A 16,753-nucleotide genomic window follows, 5' to 3' on the forward strand; every position below is an offset into this window, starting at 1 on the left:
GGCTAAGCTCCTTCGCCTGGAACGGTTGGCATTGGCGAGCGATCCTGCGATGCGAATGTCGGCAGGGGCCCGTCATCGATGGCGTCGTTGCCTTCGAGCAGCCTGAGCGCCGTGCGATAGCCGTTGAAGGTACCGACATCGACATAGGCCGTCCCCGCCTTGATGCCGTAAGCTTCGCCTCCGCCGGCGAGATAGGCGTTGACCAGCGTGCCGAAATACTCGTCGACGCCGTCGCGCTGGCGCCACAGGGCCGCCAGTTGATGGAAGATACGGCCCGGCATCTTGAAGGCGCCCCAGACCCAGTTCGTTGCGGCGTCAGCTTGCTTGACCTGGATCTGCTCGACCCGCCCGTTCCCATCGAGGACGACGGCGTCGAACAGTTCCGGGCGATCGACCGGAAACATCAGGAAGGACAGCCGGTCGTCGGCCAGGCGGCAGAAGCCATCTTCGGGGAACCAGATCGTATCCGGCAGGCCGACCAGGACCGTTTCTTCCGGCGTCACGAGCGGTGCGGCGCGGAAGATCGCGTCACAGAGTCCAACTGGGGAAGGCTGCGCCACGAAGATCGCTGCGGCATTGTCGTAGCCGGCGGCGTAATATTCGAGGATGTCCGACTTGCCCGAACCGATGATGAAGCAGATGCGGTCGACACCGTTGCGGACCATCCGCCGCACCAGATATTCGCTCACCGCGCATGGACGCTCGGTCTGGCCGTCGAGCCGGCTGCCGACCGGCAGCAACTCCTTGGAGAAACCCAGCGGCTGAATGCGGCTGCCGCGGCCCGCGGCAGGCACGATGCCCAACATCAGACAGCTTCCTCCATTGTGCCCCTCGACATGGACGCGAAAGCGTCGTTCAGGATGCGGTCGAGTTCGGCGGCGCGATGCGCGGACGTATGCTCGTCGAGAACGCGCTCCCGGGCGCGGCGGCCGAGAGTCGCGATCTCGTTCTCCGACAGGTCAAGCGCGGCAACGACGTCGCCGGTGCTGTGCGCCAACAGAATCTCGCTGCCGGGCGTGAAGAAGCTATCGAGGCCGGCCCAGTCGTCGGAGATGATGGCGGCGCCGCACGCCGCCGCCTCGAACAGACGGCCTGACGGGCACCAGCCCTGTCGCGCCATTGCCTCGCGGGTGACATTGAGCGTCAGGCGCGAGGAGGAAAAGAAGGCCGGGTGGTCGGCGGGGGGCAGGTGCCTGACGAAATAGATGTTGCTGCTCCAGGGGAAGTCCTGCGGGTACTGCGCCCCGCCTATGACGAAACGGCGGTTCGGCAGTCTGGCCGCTGGAGCGACGAACAGCCGTTCCACGGCCGCCTGCCGGTCCTCGGCATAGGTCCCGAGATAAGACAGGTCGGCGGCAAACTCCGACCTTGGCTGCGCCGGCCGGTGCCGGTTGGGGTCGACATGGCCGTAAAGCGGTAGAACATGGCGCGCGCCCAGAATGCGCTTCAGTGTGTCGATCGCCGGCCCTCCGGTATAACTCAGGACCAGATCGAAATCGCGCAATTCTTCCGGCTCGAAATAGGCCGGGTAATCACCTCGCTCGATGTTGGCCAGCGTCACCGGTGTATCGAGGTCGTAGAACACTTTCAGGCCGCGACAGCCGTCGTTGGCGAGCCGCGAGGCCTCCACGGCATCAGGACAATAGGAGGTGACGATGACCACGTCGGCCTGCCCTATGGCGGTCTCGGCCTCTTGGCGGATATCCTCCCAATCCGGGTAGAGAACGACATCGCCGCCGCTCAAGCGGTCGATGTCCCTGGCGCCGGCGTAGTAGGGCGTATCGCGCTCGAAGAAGCTGATCGACCAGCCAAGCGGCGCCAGAGCGCCAATCAGCCCGCGCCAGAGTGTGGCATGCCCGTTGCCCCACGAGGATGTAACGGTGAGGCCGAAAATGACCATGCGCATCGGTTACCGCTCCCGTCAGGCGATTTCATTCAAGCGGATCAGCTTGGAACCCCAGTCGCCGTGGACGACCGTTGTGATGGAGGCCGGCGCGATGTCGAAGCGGAAGCAATCGCCGAGCGGCAGGCCGAGGATCGCGCAGACGGCCGCCTTGATGACATCGGCATGGCTGACAAGCGCGATGCACTGACCTTGTCCATTCTCGCGCAGCGCGTCCATCAGGCCGATCATCCTGTGCTGCACGTCCAGCATGGTCTCGCCGCTCGGCGTCCGGGCGCTCTGGCGCTGGTCGTTCCAGAGCCGCCAGCTTGCGTCGCCGTTCAGTTCTTCGAAAGTCTTGCCGGACCATTCGCCGAAGTCGATCTCGTCGAGTTCCTTGCAGATCGCGATCTTCTCAATCTCGCAAGCGATGGCGATCGGCTTCGCTGTTTCCAGCGTGCGTTCGCGCGGACTGCTCAAGATCGCGGCGAGCGGCTCCCGCGCCATCCGCCGCGCGAGATGCAGCGCTTGCGCCTGGCCGGCTTCGCCCAGGCGAACGCCCTCGAGCCGCCCGGCCAGGTACGAGCCGACATGATCATGCGCCGCGTGGCGGATGAGAAAGAAGGTGGTGGTCATTCGGCGGCGTCCAGCATCGGCTCGTCATTGCCGGCGATGAAGGCGAGCGTGCGCAGGCGCGCTTCTGCGTCGGTGAACTGCTCTGGGGGCGACTTCATGAAGTAGCTGCTGGGGCCGGTGAGCGCGCCGGCAATACCGCGGTCGAGGGCAAGCTTCGCGCAGCGGACGGCGTCGATGACGACGCCTGCCGAATTGGGCGAATCCCAAACCTCCAGCTTGAGCTCGGCATTGAGCGGCACGCCGCCGAAGGTGGTGCCTTCGACGCGGATATAGGCCCATTTGCGATCGGTCAGCCACGGGACGTGGTCGCTGGGTCCGACATGGATGTTGCCGGCTTCAAGCGGGACGTCGATCTGGCTGGTGACGGACTGCGTCTTCGAGATCTTCTTCGATTCCAGCCGCTCGCGCTCGAGCATGTTGAGGAAGTCGGTGTTGCCGCCGAAGTTGAGCTGATAGGTGCGGTCGATGCGCACGCCGCGCTCGCGGAAGAGATTGGCGAGCAGCCGGTGCACGATGGTTGCGCCGACCTGGCTCTTGATGTCGTCGCCGACCAGGGGAAGGCCGCGTTCCTCGAAGCGCCGGCGCCATTCCGGCCTCGAAGCGATGAAGACAGGGATGCAATTGACGAAGGCGCAGCCGGCATCGAGTGCGCATTCTGCATAGAAATGCGCGGCCTCTTCGGAGCCGACCGGAAGATAGCATATGAGCACCTCGGTCGCGCTTTCCTTGAGCCGTGCGGTTACGTCTGCGACCGGTTCGTCCGACTCTTCGATCGTATCGCGGAGATATTTGCCGATGCCGTCGAGCGTCGGGCCGCGATCCACGTGGACCCCGGTCGGTGCGACGTCGGCGAAACGGAAGGTGTTGTTGGGCGCGGTGTAGATCGCTTCCGCCACATCGCGCCCAACCTTGTTTTCCGCAACATCGAAGGCGCAGACCACCTCGATATCATCGACATGATAGCCGCCGAGATCGGCATGCATCAGTCCGGGGATCGGCTCGTTGCCGTTGGCGTGGCGATAGTAGGAGAGACCTTGCACAAGGGATGATGCGCAATTGCCTACGCCGACGATGCCGATACGAACTTTCTTCGATGTCACGAAACCACGGCCTCTTTGGTTGGAGGTAAGTTCCTCGGCGCCGAACCGGGAGCGGCCTCGAATGTTCCTTCGCGCCGCGAAAAATTGCTGAGCCTGATGCGGATCAAACAGTCGCCGCTTCGCGTTGGCGGCCAGACAGCCAGGCAGGAGCCGTATGATCGTCTTCGGCGACCACAAGCGAACGCATAGCGCAGAACAGCTCCGGGAGGCTGTCTTGGCCGCGGCTCAAGCAATTGGCGATCTGCCTGCGGGCCTCGAACGTCACGCCGCTCTAGTCGATCTTTTCGTCACCGCCTCTGAACTCTTCCAGGGCCTTGCCGATGCGGAATTCGACACGAGAGGCGTCGATACCAGTTCGTCGGGGCAGAAGCTGGGCTCGGAAATCCTCGTCGACTTGTCGCTGGAAGTGCTGCGGTCCTGGCAACAAGGATTTGCCCGAAGCGGAGAGCTCGATGCGTCGTTGCTTGCAAAGCTTGCCGCCAGCGACTGCGGCAGCGCAATAACCACCGGCCCGGCCGAAGGCTATGCGTTGTACGCCCTCTACCCGGAAACCTATCTGCTTGCGGCGTTGCGGTCGGGCCTGGACGCAAACACATGCGTCATCGGCATCCGCAGCATCGGTCTCGGCCTGGCGGCGATGGTCGCCGCCGCCCTGCATGCGCCTCCGCCTATCAGCGTACGGCCGATCGGCCATCCTTTTTCCCGACACATTAGCGCCGCGCCCGAACTCCTCGGCTCTTGGCGCGACAGACCGCAAGCCAAATTTGCTGTCGTCGATGAGGGCCCGGGTCTCTCCGGTAGCTCATTTCATGCCGTCATTGCCTGGCTTCGCCGGAACGGGATCGACCAGGAGCGCATTCATCTCTTCCCGAGCCACCGCGGGGGGCCGGGCGCGCAGGCTGCTGCCGAAACCGTCGCTGCCTTGTCGCAGTGCCAAAGCCACGTCGCGGGGTTCGAAGATGCCTTCGACGGCGCGGTCGCCCCCCGGCTGCGGGACTGGATAAGACATCTGCTTGGCAAGACCGATGTTGAGCTTCATGAGATTTCCGGCGGGGCGTGGCGCGAATGTCTCTCTGTGCCGACAGGCGCCTGGCCGCCTGCATTTCCGGCGTTCGAGCGGCGCAAATTCATCGCTTCGTCCGGCGGCGAACGCTGGCTGGTCAAGTTCGCGGGCCTTGGCGAGACTGGACGTCGCAAGCTGCGCACGGCCAAGGCACTCCACGAAGCCGGCTTCGGCGCCCAGCCTGCCGGCCTCTGCCACGGTTTTCTGGTCGAGCGCTGGATCGATGCCGGCAGGCTGGACCGGGCAGGGCCGGCAAGGGATTTGCTGATCGAATGGCTTGGGCATTACCTCGGCTGGCGCGCTGCCAGGCTGCAGACCGACGAGGCAGGCGCGTCGTTGGACCAGCTCGCACACATGGCGGTGCAAAACTGCGAGGAAGCGCTGGGGGAAAAGTTTGCGCACGCCTTGCAGAACTGGTTTGCCTGCCAGCCATCACCGCGTCCAACGCGCCGGGTCGAGATCGATGGACGGCTGCACCCTTGGGAGTTTCTGGTCCTTCCCGGTGGATCCCTGGTCAAGACGGACGCGCTCGATCATTGCCGCTCGCATGATCTTGTCGGCTGCGAGGGCATAGAATGGGACATCGCGGGCGCGCGGGTCGAACACGACCTGTCCGCCGCCGAGCTTTCTAAGCTGGTAATCTGCATCGAGCAGGCGACATCGATCGACAGGGCCTTGGTCGACCATTTCGAGCCTTGCTATCTCGCGTTTCAGCTTGGTCTCTGGACGATTGCTGGGCAATCGGCCGACGAGCGGGAGCGGATGCGTGCCACGCACATAGTCGAACGTTACAAAGCCGGGCTTGTCCGGCTTCTGGGCTGTTGAAGGCAAAGCCTGGACTCAGTCCAGCCTGCGCAGCATGTCGGCTTCCTGCTCCAGGATGCTTGCTACTTCCTCCCGTCGCAGATGCGTCATCATCAGGCTGACGCAGCACTCGAGATAAGTGATGGAAGCTCTTCGCAGGAATGCGGCGGTTTCCGCCGCCGCCATCTGCTCGATGTCGTTGACTGATCGCTTCGGCTGCACAGCTCTTCCTCCATCGCGGTTGTCATTCCCAACCGCGGTATCGATTGGTTGTTCCGCCCAGGTGAAAAGATGCCGCTGCTTCAGAGCTGCAAGTTCTGGAGCTTTCCCGGACCCGCTGTATCGATCGCGGCGACGCGCGCGATCGCCAGATCGTCCATCCCGGAAAAGTAGAGGATCGTCTGCAGCAGGCCTTGCCTGAGAGGCACCTTGGGCGACCAGCCGAGAAGCGCCTTTGCGCGGCCTATGTCGGGGCGCCGCCGGCGCGGATCGTCCTCAGGCAGCGGCAGGAACTTCACGGGCGATCTGGTGCCGGTCAGCTCGCGTACCAGTCTTGCCAGTTCGAGGATCGAGAACTCCCCCGGATTGCCGAGATTGACCGGTTGGCGGGGGTTGGGATCGACATCCATCAGGCGTCGCAATCCCTCGACCAGATCTGTGACATAGCAGAAGGAGCGGGTCTGTCGGCCGTCGCCGAATATGGTCAGCGGCCGTTTCTCGATCGCCTGCATGACCAGATTGGAGACAATGCGGCCATCGGCGGGGTCCATCCTGGGTCCATAGGTGTTGAAGATTCGGGCGACGCGAATATCGGCCATCTCGGCGCGCAGATAGTCGAAGCATAGTGTTTCAGCGGCGCGCTTGCCCTCGTCGTAGCAGGCTCGCGGTCCGGTGCAGTTGACGTGACCGACATAGTCCTCGCGCTGCGGATGCTGTTCCGGATCGCCATAGACTTCGCTTGTCGATGCCTGCAGGAAGCGGGCGCCGTTGCTGGCAGCGAGCTCCAAAAGGTTGAGGGTCCCGATGACACAGGTGCGCGTGGTATGGATCGGGTCGGCCTGATAGCGAGGCGGCGATGCCGCGCAGGCGAGGTTGAAAACGCGATCGACAGGTTCACCGAGTTCTAGCGGGACGCAAACATCCTGCTCGATCAGTCGAAAGCGCGCTTGGCCAACCAGCGAACTGATATTCTCCATTCTACCGGTAAGGAAATTGTCGACGCAGATCACGCGATAGCCGTTATGTAGCAGCGCCTCGCATAAATGCGAACCGAGGAAACCGGCACCGCCGGCCACAAGCGCCGTCCGTGTTTGTTCAACCCTTTTCGATCGCCGCATCTCGATGGTCTCCTGTCTGCCGCTCATGCTGCACTTTCGACGTCCAGATCGACCGCCGGACGCGTCCCGACGGACGGCGTCAGCGCCGAAACGAATTCACGTGCCCTTGCCATGGCGGTATGTCTTGAAAGCACCGCCTCGCGCGCCAGTCTGGCCATGTTGAGCCTTGCCCGCTCGGATTTGGCGGTGAGGATCTCTTCTACATCTCCAGCGCTGGCCGCCGTCTCGACCGCCGGTCCGGGGAAGAAATCGTCAAGCCCAGGCCAGCGGTCGCTTATGATGGGCGTGCCGCAGGCAGCGGCCTCGAAAAGCCGCACGCTGGGCGACCATCCGGCCGCGATCATCGACGCCCGCGTAAGGTTTAATGTGTATCGCTGGCGGCTGTAGAAGGCGGCATGCTCGGAAGGCGGCAGGTGCTCGATGCGCTCGACATTGTCCGGCCAGGCGATGTCGGAGGGATATTGCGAGCCGGCCACGACGAAGCGGCGGTCAGGCAGGCGCCGCGCAGGCTCCAGAAGCAGCGCTTCCAATGAGGGCTGCCGATCCGCGCTATAGGTGCCAAGGTAACCAAGGTCCCATTCGACGGCGTGTCTGGTGCGACGATGCCGCGTTGGATCGACGGAGCAATAGAGCGCCTCCGCCCGGCGCGCGCCGAACTCGGACTTTAGCCGCTCCAGCGTCGGTCCGCCGGTGAAGGAGAAATAGACGTCGAAATAGGGAATCTGCCGGCGGGCAAGATAGTCGCAGTCGTCCTCGGCAACCCGCGCCAGCGTCACCGGCGTATCGATGTCATAGAAGCAGAATTGCCCTGTGCACAGCGAAGCAAGGTCGTCGATGATCGCCCTGCCTTCAGGCACGAAGGAACCTATCACCACCGCGTCGGCGCGCTGCAGCTCCTGCCTGTGGTTGCGGCGCAGCTCCGAGACCGTCTCGTAGTAGCGCAAGTCGCAGAAATCGGGGTCGCGCAGGTCCCGGTGATGCGCGTACCAGGAGACGTCGCGTTCGAAGAAGGTGACGCGATGGCCGAGCTGGTCAAGCGCACGCAGCAGTCCCCTGAAAGTCGTCGCATGGCCGTTGCCCCAGGACGAAGACAGGGAAAGTCCGAGGAAAACGATGTCGAGCGGTTTCGTCATTCCGCAGCCTCCATTGCGCGGCGCTCGAAATGCGCCTTGAAGATGTCGTCCACCAGCCGAGCCCTCAGCGTGTAGGTATGCTCCGCCAGAACGCGCCGCAGCGCTGCCGCGCCGATCGCCTGCGCCAGTTGCGGCGTCAGCGTCCGCATGATTTCGGCGACATCGGCGCCGTCACGCGCGACCAGGATCTCTTCGCCAGGGGTCAGGAACAACTCGATGCCGAGCCAGGCGTCGGTCAGCAGGCACGCGCCGGCCCCAGCCGCCTCAAAGACGCGTGTCGCGGGCGAAAACCCGTTGGCCGCCATGCTGTCGCGGCTGATGTTGAGCACGGCCTTCGGCGTGACGTTGAAGGCGTTGTGATCGCTGGTGCCGACATGCCCCAGCCATGAAACATTCGCCGGCAGCGGCTTGTCGTCCCAGCCGGAGCCGCCAAGCAGGAAGCGCTGGCCGCCGAGCCTGCGGGCCGGGTCGAGGAAGAAGGCGTCGACGCGCGCCTCGCGGTCGGGCAGCCGATTGCCGAGGAAGGCCAGGTCGCAGGCGAAGCGCGGATTTGCTGCGACGGGATGATGCGTCTCAGGATCGAGCGCATTGTAGATCGGCACGCATTCCGCGGCGCCGAGCGCACGATAATCCCAGACGACCGGGTCGCCGCCGCCATAAGTCAGCACGATGCCGATTCGCTTCAGGGCCTCATGCAACGGGTGGTCGGCGTCGTTGCGCAATTCGCTTAGCGTCGCCGGCGCATCGACATCCCAGAACACGGTCAGCGCCTCTGGGCGGGCATTGTCGAGGACTGCCTGCAGCAGCGCATCGTCTTCGAAGCCGACACCGCTTGTCTTGACAACGATGTCTGCCTGCGCGGCGCGCGAGGCGACCTGCATCAGCGCATGCGCTGTCGGCTCGTAGACCACGACGCTGCACCAGTCCGGCGCCTCGATGTCACGATGCTTCTGCCGGTCATAGACGTCGGGCTCATAGAAGACGATGTCATAGCCGCGCTGCGACAGGGCCTTGAGCAGGCCCCGATAATAAGTGGCCGCGCCGTTCCAGTAGGACGACAGGAGGCTCGATCCGTAAAAGGCTATTTTCATGCGGCGGCCTCCGTTGCAGTTTTGATTTCAGTCGCGTCGCGATTGCCGCATGCGGCGAGGATGGCGAACAATTCGTCGGCGCGGTGTCGGCATGTGTGCCGCGCACGGATGGTCTCCAGGCCCGATGCAGCCAGCGCTTCCGCAAGCTCGCGATCGCTCAGCAGGTCGCGGAGGTGACCTCGCATCTCGGCGCCGTTTCGGGCGAAGAGGAAATCCGTTCCGGCGCGGAACAGCCCTTCGACATCCGCCCATGGCGCAGACACAAGCGGAATGCCGCAGGCCAACGCCTCGAACATGCGAATGGTGGGAATGCCCGGCAGGCTCTCCCGGTAGGGCCTGCGCGGGATGTGCATAGTGACGCGATGCCGGGCGAAGGCCTTCGGCACATCGGCATTTGCGATCCAGCCTTCATAGTGCAGGCCGGTATCCGCGAGCGCGGTGATTGCATCCGGCGGATAGCGCACGCCGTGCACGGTTCCCGACAGTCCAAGCGCTCTCGCCGGCTCGATCAGGAACTCGGCGATCTCGGCACTGCGTTCGTCGTCGCCCCAATTGCCGATCCAGACGAGATCGGACTCACGGTCGATCTCGGGCAACGGCTTGAACAGCCGGTCGTCCGCGGCCTCATGCCAGGTGAAGACCCGTCTGCCCCAGCCGGCGCGGAGATAGCTTTCCCGCAGCACTTCGCCGAAGACCAGAACCCCGTCATAATGCTCGAGCTGAAGCGCCGCGATCGCCTCGGTCGCCGATACGGCGCGGTGATGGGTGTCATGGAACAGGAGTGTGAAATTGCAGTAGGCTCGCGCCCGTCCGATACGCGCGACAAGGTCTTTGTCCGTCCATTCGTGGACGATAACGACATCCGCGCCGGCGAGCCACGCTTCGTGCTCAAAGCCGGGATCGTAGGCGGCCACCATTAGTTCCGGGAAATCCTTGCGAAAGCGCTCGACGGCGAAGGGGCCTTGCTCGGCGAGCAGGTTCGACCGGCTCCAGCCGTCGGCGGGCTCCAGCGCGGCCACCCCATGACCACGCGCGACGAGCTCGCGCATGATGCCGCGCTGGAAATGCGCGTTGCCGTGGTTCCAGTCGGAAACCGCCGAATGGGTGTAGAACAGAAAACGCATGGTCAACGCCCCGCTGCGGTCAGCGCCGCCCGGTTGTAGATGTCGCGCATCATCCTCACCTGCTTGCCCAGCGAGAATTTGCGTGCCTGCCGCGCGGCGCGCCTGCCGAGCTTGCGCCGCAAGCTTTCGTCGCGGGACAGGTTCTCGATGCAACCGGCCAGCGCATGTGGATCGCGCGCATTGAAGAACATGGCCGCGCCATCCCAGATCTCGCGGTAGGTCGCGATATCGGCGAGCACCAGCGGCGTGGCCGAAAGCGCGGCCTCTAGGGCGGCCAGCCCGAAAGGCTCGTAGATGGAAGTTGAAACGAAGATGCCAGCTCGCCTCATCAGGCGGCGAACCTCGCGGTGGTCGATTGAACCGAGCGAGACGCAGTTGTCGAAACGGGCGCGCTGTCCGTCGGGGCCGGCGAGCGGACCGGCGGCCTGAACGGGCCAGTCGCAGAGCGCGGCGGCGGCGTCGAGCGATGCCGCATCCTTGCCCTCGTCCCACCAGCGTGCGGCAGCGAAGACGAAAGGCTCGCGGGGTCCCGGCCTCGGGCCGGGCAGGGCGCCATTATGGACGAGGCCCAACCCAGCGATCGCGCCGTAGCAAGCTTGGAGCATCTCGGCATGGCTTCGGCTCGGAGCGACAACGACGTCGGCGCGATCGAATCCGGCCCTGTTGCGATCTCGCTGCCAGGACCAACCGTCCGCCGGCGCCTGCCCACGCACCGCGTGCAGCCATGTCGCCACGCATGAATGCGAGACCGCGACGATGGGACGTGCCAGATCGAGCCCGGCCGCTTGCGTCGGCGCATTGAGATGGACGAGATCGATCGCATAGGTCTCGGCAAGGGTCTGCAACTCGCCGGGCAACCGGCGGAGATCGTCTTCGTCGCGCGTCATCCAGTCCGGCGGGCATTTCAGCCAAACCAGCGTGGCGAAAGACCGCGCCTCCCGCGCCTGCTCCGGAGAAGGCTCCGGCCCCAGCCCGGCAAGCACGATGCTGTCGCCGCCGGCCGCCAGCTCGCGCGCCAGGTCGAGGCAATAGCGCCAGACGCCACCGACGGCGTCGGTCGTCATCAGGATGCGCCGCGGACGATGGATCAATGATTGCAGCATGAGGACTCCAACTCAGCCAGTGCATGCGGGCGCTGGTCCTGGATGTCGCTGAAGGAGCGGAAGGAGGCGAGGTAGTGCTCATGCGCGCGCTCCCAGGCGAGGTCGTCGGGTTCGCCCCAGAGTTCGCGGTAGCTGGGAGAGCTCGGATAAGGATAGAGCGGCACGGGCTCGTTGGCCCAGACGCCGTGATCGATGAGGTGCTTGCGCCAATAATCCACCAGCGCCGGATCGTCCTCGACCACGCCGATCAGATTGGCCTGGACGAAAGGCACGTTGCGGCGGGCGTCGATGAGAAGCGCAGCGAGATCCTCGGTGTCCAGCCGGCAGCGCTTGGCAAGCATCGCACGGCCCTCGACGGTCAGGCTTTCGAGGCCGGCCTCGATCGACACGCAGCCGGCCGCGCCGAGCAGTTCCAGCAATTCCGGCTTCCACAGGTCGATGCGCGTCTGGACGCCGAACTGGACGTCGCGATCGACCAGCGCCTCCAGCAGCGCTTTCTGCGGCAAGAAGATCTCGTCGATGAAATAGATGTAGCCGACCCGTTGTGCGATCAGCCCGTCGATCTCGGCGACGATGGCATCGTGTTTCCTGCGCCTATAGGCATCGCGAAAATCGATCTTGGCGCAGAAGCTGCAATTGTAGGGGCAGCCGCGCGAGGCCTCCACCTCGGCGCCGGCGCCCTTCTGGACGGCATCGAACCTGTGGTGGTGGTGGCCGTGCGCCGCGATCCAGTCGGACGGCCAGGTGAGCGCCGGATGATCGACGAACGAACTGGCATGCACGCCGCTATTGCAGGCGAGACCGTTGCCTTGGAGGCAGGCCGTATGCGCAACCTTGCTCCAGTCGCTTTGCCGTGCGAGCTCCGCCACGACCTCCTCGCATTCGCCGCGCACGACGACATCGACGCCGAGCTTGCGCAGGGTGGGGGCTGGCGTCGCCGAGCCATGCGGTCCGACCGCCACCGTGCGCCCGCCGCGCCCGGCGAGATGGTTGAGGAATTCCCCAGGCACGCGCAATTCCGGTGGCGCGCAGCGCCAGAACAGATAGGTCGGCGCGGTGGTTACGACGGTCATATCCGGCGCGAATGACGCCACACGCTCAGCGAGCGCCGCGTTGTCGAGGTTCTGCAATTGTCCGTCCAGCATCAGGACATCGTGTCCTTCGGCTTCCAGCATTGCCTTCGAATAGCCGAGCTCCAGCGGCAGATGCGGCTGGCGGCAACCGAAATAGATGCTGTGCTCATAGGTCCAGAACGGATTGACCAAGGCTACCTTCATGCGACGTACCTCGTAGCTTGCGGGCGCGATTGGAGCCGATGCCGCAGCAACCAACTGGCGAGATCGCAGACGCCTTCGCGCCAGGCGACCTGCGGCTGCCAGCCGATCGCGGCCTGCAGCTTGCGCGTGTCGGCGACGAAGAAGGGCTGATCGCCAACGCGCTCGCGATCGTGGCGGATCGCGATGTCGCTGCCGGTCATGTCGGCGATCTCGGCCAGCAGCACGCGCAAGCTGACCGCGTTGCGCGGGCCGCCGCCCAGGTTGAACGCCTGGCCCTTGAGGTCTTCGATCCTTGCGAGCAGGCCGCGATAGGCGGCCACGGCATCGGACACGTGCAGGATGTCGCGCACCTGCTTGCCGTCGCCGTAAATGGTTATCGGCTGGCCGGACAGCGCGCTGAGAAGAAAATGCGCAACCCAGCCCTGATCCTCGGTGCCGAACTGGCGCGGCCCGTAGATGCAGCTCATACGCAGCACCGCCGTCGGCAAGCCATAGGACTTGGAATAGTCGAGCACATACTGATCGGCCGCGCCCTTCGAGCAGCCATAGGGCGTGCAGAAATCAAGGCCGACCTTCTCATCGACACCGCTCGTACGCACCTCCTCGTCGAACGGTTCATAGCGATCGTCGGCTTGCCGCACCGTGACCTGGGGCAGGCTGCCATAGACCTTGTTGGTGCTGGCGAAGACCACGGGAGTTCCGCTGCCGCGAGCCGCTTCCAGCACGTTGAACGTGCCCTTGAGATTGACGTCGAAGTCTTCAGCGGGATCGGTCAGGCTGGTCGTCACTGCGGTCTGAGCAGCCAGATGGAAAATCGCTTTGGCCGGCGCCAAGGCCGCGGCCAGCGCGCTGGCGTCGCGAATGTCGACGATGTCCACACTCAGCCGCTCGCCATGTTTTTGCGCCAGCCAGTCGAGATTCTGATCGACACCCGGACGGCTGAGATTGTCGACGACCAGCACTGTTTCCCCGTCAGACAGCAGGCTGTCGGCGAGATTGGAGCCGATGAAACCGCTGCCGCCGATAACGGCCACGGGCGCCTTGCGAGCGTGACGGTGCGTCCGGGTCATGAGACCAATCCCCGCTCTTCCAGCTCGCGCCGCATGTCGGCGCCTCGATCGATGACGACGCTGTTGCGAACCCAGGCGGCGAATTCGCCGAGCGAATTTTCCAGACGATGCCTGGGCTCGAAGCCGAGCAGCTCGCGCGCCTTGGCAATGTCGGCGAAGCAGTTGCGGATGTCGCCGGAGCGCGCCTTGCCCAGGATTTCAGGCGGGCGCTTGGGGACGCCCATCGCCTTGGCAAGAACACGGGCCACTTCGCTGATCGAATAAGCGTGGCCACTGCCGATATTGATGGCATGCCCGGCGGCCTGGCGTTGCTCGAGCGCCAGCCGGAACGCGGTGGCGACATCGCGCACATGCACGAAGTCGCGCTTCTGCTCGCCGTCCTCGAAGATCGTCGGCCGCTTGCCGTTGGCGAGGCGCGAGGCGAAGTTGGCGAGAACGCCGGTATAGGGATTGGAAAGTGCCTGTCCGGCGCCGAAGACGTTGAAGAGGCGCAACGCCACGGCGTCGATGCCATAGGCCTGGCCGAAGATCAGCACGGCGCGCTCCTGCGCGTATTTGGTCAGCGCGTAGATCGAGGCGAGATCCGGCCGCTTCTCCTCGTCGGTCGCAACCGGCGACAGGGTTTCGCCCGACGCCGATCTGAGATCCCACAGGCCGTCCTTGATGTCGGTGGGCTTGCGGCGCGCATTGTCGATCCGCTCGCCTTCCGCGGTACGGTAGAGGCCTTCGCCATAGATGCTCATGGAGGACGCGACGACGATCCGTTCGACCGGATGCTTGATGAGTGCCTCGAGCAGCACCGCCGTGCCGAGGTCGTTGGTGCCGACATAGCGGGCGATCTCGTACATTGACTGGCCGACGCCGACCTCGGCCGCCAGGTGGATGACCGCGTCCATATCCGAAACCGCCTCGGCGACCGCGTCGCGATCGCGCACGTCGCCCTTGATCAGCTCGGCTCCGGTCGGAAGATTGATGGCTTCGGCGCCGTGCACCTGATCGACGAGCGCGTCGAGCAGGCGCACCTGATAGCCATGGTTAGTGAGTTCCTGGGCGACGTGGCGGCCGATGAAGCCGCAACCTCCCGTAACCAATACGCGTTTCACGATGACTCCCTTGCGGATTTTGCTTCGGCGCCCCGAACTGCGCGGTAAAAGGTTTGTTCCCTGCTTCAACAAAGTTCCCGCCGCCGGAGGTCACGCAGCTCGGACGTGGGCTGCGCAACCCGCTGGAACATTGCCTGTTGGCTGCTGTTAGGACCGCTCACCAATCCCCGCTGCGAGAAAGGGAAATCCATGTCCGAGGCCAAGACGACCACCAATCACGACGAGATCCGGAAATGGGTGGAAGAACGGGATGGCCGGCCGGCCGTCGTTCGCACGAAAGGCAAGGGCGGCATTCTGCGCATCGATTTCGGCGAGCCCGAAGACACGCTGGAACCGATCGAGTGGGACGAATTCTTCCGCATTTTCGACGAGAACGATCTCGCCTTCCTGCATCAGGATGAAGCCGGCAAAGGCGGAACGAGCCGCTTCAACAAATTCGTCGAGCGCAACCAGAAGAACTAGCTGCTCGAAAAGCTGGTGTCATGGCGCCGTTGGAGAGAGATGGCCCCTGCAACGGCGCCGCGGCAGGCGGTCAGACTGCCGATATGTTCGTGCGGCTCAATCGAGCGGCTTATCCGTTGGCTTGGGCGTCGGCCCGGCCTCGCGCCGGCGGCCGGCATTTCGGTTTGCAACACGGCTGTCGAGGGGCGAGGCCGGGGGCTCCGGGCCGCCGGCGGTCTTCGGGGTCGTTGGCTTCGCGCCCGCATCGCTGTCTTGCGCATCTCGGCGCGGATGCGGGAGCCCTTCGGGGTCGGGCGACTTCACTGCGGGCTTGGAGGAGGTGTCTTTCGGTCGAGCCATTGCGAACCTCTATGTTTGACGCGATTCAGCCGTGTGGGCGCATCACCACCTTGATGCAGCCGTCCTGCTTGTCGCGAAATGTCTTGTAGAGCTCAGGTCCTTCCTCCAGACCGGCGCGGTGGGTGATGACGAAGGACGGGTCGATCTCGCCGCTTAGCACCTTCTGCAGCAGCGGCTCGAGATAGCGGTGGGTGTGGGTCTGGCCCATGCGGAATGTCAGCCCCTTGTTCATCGCCGCGCCGAACGGAATGTGATCCACCAGGCCGATATAGACGCCGGGCACCGAGATCGTGCCGCCCTTGCGGCAGCAATAGATCGCCTCTCGCAGCACATGCGGCCGGTCGGTGCCGAGATACACGGTGGCCTTGGCCTTATCGAGGATGGAATCGGACGTGGCGGTGGCATCGGCCTCGGTGCCGACGCAATCGATGCAGCTGTCAGGGCCGCGACCGCCGGTCATTGCCATGAGGGCATCGTAAATATCGGAGTTGCTGAAATCGAGCGTCTCCGCCTTGCCGTAGTCGCGCGCCATGGCGAGCCGTTCCGGCACCTTGTCGATGGCGATGACGCGGCCGGCGCCGAGCATCCAGGCGCTCTGGATTGCAAACTGGCCGACCGGCCCGCAGCCCCAGATCGCGACAGTGTCTCCTTCCTGGATGCCGGCGTTCTCGGCCGCCATGTAGCCGGTGGGAAAGATATCGGAGAGGAACAGCACCTGCTCGTCATCGATGCCGTCAGGCACCCTGATGGGACCCACATCGGCAAAGGGCACGCGCAGGTATTCCGCTTGACCGCCCCAATAGCCCCCGACCAGATGCGAATAGCCGAACAGGCCCGCGGGCGACTGGCCCATGACCTTGGCGGCCTGCTCGGCGTTGGGATTCGACCGGTCGCAGAGCGAGAACAGGCCGTTCCGGCAGAACCAGCACTCGCCGCATGATATGTTGAAGGGCACGACGACGCGATCGCCCTTCTTGAACTTCGTGTGAGCGCGACCGACCTCCACCACCTCGCCCATCGTCTCGTGGCCCAGCACGTCGCCCGATTTCATCGTCGGCATGTAGCCGTCCATCAGATGCAGGTCGGAGCCGCAGATGGCACAGCAGGTCACCTTGATCATGATATCGCGGTCGTTCTCGATCGCTGGATCAGCGACCTCGTCGCAACGAATGTCGCCTTTGCCGTGCCATGTCAGGGCTTTCATCGGGATTGTTCCTATGAATTGTGGG

16 protein-coding genes are annotated in these 16,753 nt (G+C 64.3%); 2 read left to right on the plus strand and 14 right to left on the minus strand.

Annotated features, from left to right (window positions below):
* Positions 1-2: 2 nt before the first annotated feature.
* From EN862_RS01240 to EN862_RS01255, 4 genes are read right to left on the minus strand one after another with little or no spacing between them, the layout of a single operon-like run.
* Complete coding sequence (locus EN862_RS01240; protein WP_127864088.1) at positions 3-806, minus strand: nucleotidyltransferase family protein; 804 nt, start codon at positions 804-806, stop codon at positions 3-5.
* Positions 806-1,906, minus strand: a complete 1,101-nt coding sequence (locus EN862_RS01245) for a glycosyltransferase (protein WP_127864089.1) — start codon at positions 1,904-1,906, stop codon at positions 806-808. Before EN862_RS01245 ends, EN862_RS01240 begins: the two co-directional genes overlap by 1 nt.
* 15 nt (positions 1,907-1,921) lie before the next feature.
* On the minus strand, positions 1,922-2,518 hold the full coding sequence (locus EN862_RS01250) for a histidine phosphatase family protein (RefSeq protein ID WP_127864090.1): 597 nt from the start codon (positions 2,516-2,518) through the stop codon (positions 1,922-1,924).
* Positions 2,515-3,618 carry an inositol-3-phosphate synthase gene (locus EN862_RS01255; protein WP_127864091.1) on the minus strand — a complete coding sequence of 368 codons (1,104 nt, stop codon included), beginning with the start codon at positions 3,616-3,618 and terminating at the stop codon, positions 2,515-2,517. Before EN862_RS01255 ends, EN862_RS01250 begins: the two co-directional genes overlap by 4 nt.
* 154 nt (positions 3,619-3,772) lie before the next feature.
* Between EN862_RS01255 and EN862_RS01260 the strand changes: the two genes are divergently transcribed.
* Positions 3,773-5,506 carry a hypothetical protein gene (locus EN862_RS01260; protein WP_127864092.1) on the plus strand — a complete coding sequence of 578 codons (1,734 nt, stop codon included), beginning with the start codon at positions 3,773-3,775 and terminating at the stop codon, positions 5,504-5,506.
* 15 nt (positions 5,507-5,521) lie between these two features.
* On the opposite strand, the gene EN862_RS01265 is transcribed toward EN862_RS01260, so the two are convergent.
* The 9 genes from EN862_RS01265 to EN862_RS01305 form a co-directional block, all read right to left on the minus strand.
* The gene (locus EN862_RS01265; protein ID WP_127864093.1) at positions 5,522-5,707 is read right to left on the minus strand and encodes a hypothetical protein; all 186 of its coding nucleotides are present in this window, start codon (positions 5,705-5,707) and stop codon (positions 5,522-5,524) included.
* Between the two features lie 80 nt (positions 5,708-5,787).
* Positions 5,788-6,822, minus strand: coding sequence for a UDP-glucuronic acid decarboxylase family protein (locus EN862_RS01270; protein ID WP_127864800.1), 1,035 nt, complete (start codon positions 6,820-6,822; stop codon positions 5,788-5,790).
* A gap of 23 nt (positions 6,823-6,845) precedes the next feature.
* Positions 6,846-7,955: a glycosyltransferase gene (locus EN862_RS01275; protein ID WP_127864094.1), complete on the minus strand. Its 1,110-nt coding sequence runs from the start codon at positions 7,953-7,955 to the stop codon at positions 6,846-6,848.
* Positions 7,952-9,046 carry a glycosyltransferase gene (locus EN862_RS01280; protein ID WP_127864095.1) on the minus strand — a complete coding sequence of 365 codons (1,095 nt, stop codon included), beginning with the start codon at positions 9,044-9,046 and terminating at the stop codon, positions 7,952-7,954. The genes EN862_RS01275 and EN862_RS01280 overlap by 4 nt, the downstream gene beginning before the upstream one ends.
* On the minus strand, positions 9,043-10,170 hold the full coding sequence (locus EN862_RS01285; protein WP_127864096.1) for a glycosyltransferase: 1,128 nt from the start codon (positions 10,168-10,170) through the stop codon (positions 9,043-9,045). The genes EN862_RS01280 and EN862_RS01285 overlap by 4 nt, the downstream gene beginning before the upstream one ends.
* Positions 10,171-10,172: 2 nt before the next feature.
* Positions 10,173-11,273: a glycosyltransferase family 4 protein gene (locus EN862_RS01290; RefSeq protein ID WP_127864097.1), complete on the minus strand. Its 1,101-nt coding sequence runs from the start codon at positions 11,271-11,273 to the stop codon at positions 10,173-10,175.
* A complete protein-coding gene (locus EN862_RS01295; RefSeq protein ID WP_127864098.1) occupies positions 11,258-12,550 on the minus strand; it encodes a TIGR04295 family B12-binding domain-containing radical SAM protein in 1,293 nt (430 codons plus the stop codon). Before EN862_RS01295 ends, EN862_RS01290 begins: the two co-directional genes overlap by 16 nt.
* Entirely contained in the window at positions 12,547-13,620 is a 1,074-nt protein-coding gene (locus EN862_RS01300) for an NAD-dependent epimerase/dehydratase family protein (RefSeq protein ID WP_127864099.1), read from the minus strand. The genes EN862_RS01295 and EN862_RS01300 overlap by 4 nt, the downstream gene beginning before the upstream one ends.
* Positions 13,617-14,723 carry an SDR family NAD(P)-dependent oxidoreductase gene (locus tag EN862_RS01305; protein WP_127864100.1) on the minus strand — a complete coding sequence of 369 codons (1,107 nt, stop codon included), beginning with the start codon at positions 14,721-14,723 and terminating at the stop codon, positions 13,617-13,619. The genes EN862_RS01300 and EN862_RS01305 overlap by 4 nt, the downstream gene beginning before the upstream one ends.
* Positions 14,724-14,912: 189 nt before the next feature.
* On the opposite strand from EN862_RS01305, the gene EN862_RS01310 reads away from it, so the two are divergent.
* Positions 14,913-15,185, plus strand: a complete 273-nt coding sequence (locus EN862_RS01310; protein WP_127864101.1) for a hypothetical protein — start codon at positions 14,913-14,915, stop codon at positions 15,183-15,185.
* A gap of 364 nt (positions 15,186-15,549) precedes the next feature.
* On the opposite strand, the gene EN862_RS01315 is transcribed toward EN862_RS01310, so the two are convergent.
* A complete protein-coding gene (locus tag EN862_RS01315) occupies positions 15,550-16,728 on the minus strand; it encodes a zinc-dependent alcohol dehydrogenase (RefSeq protein WP_127864102.1) in 1,179 nt (392 codons plus the stop codon).
* Positions 16,729-16,753: the final 25 nt, after the last annotated feature.

Origin of the sequence: Mesorhizobium sp. M2E.F.Ca.ET.219.01.1.1, assembly GCF_004016445.2 — a bacterium.
In the GTDB taxonomy this organism is placed as follows: domain Bacteria; phylum Pseudomonadota; class Alphaproteobacteria; order Rhizobiales; family Rhizobiaceae; genus Mesorhizobium.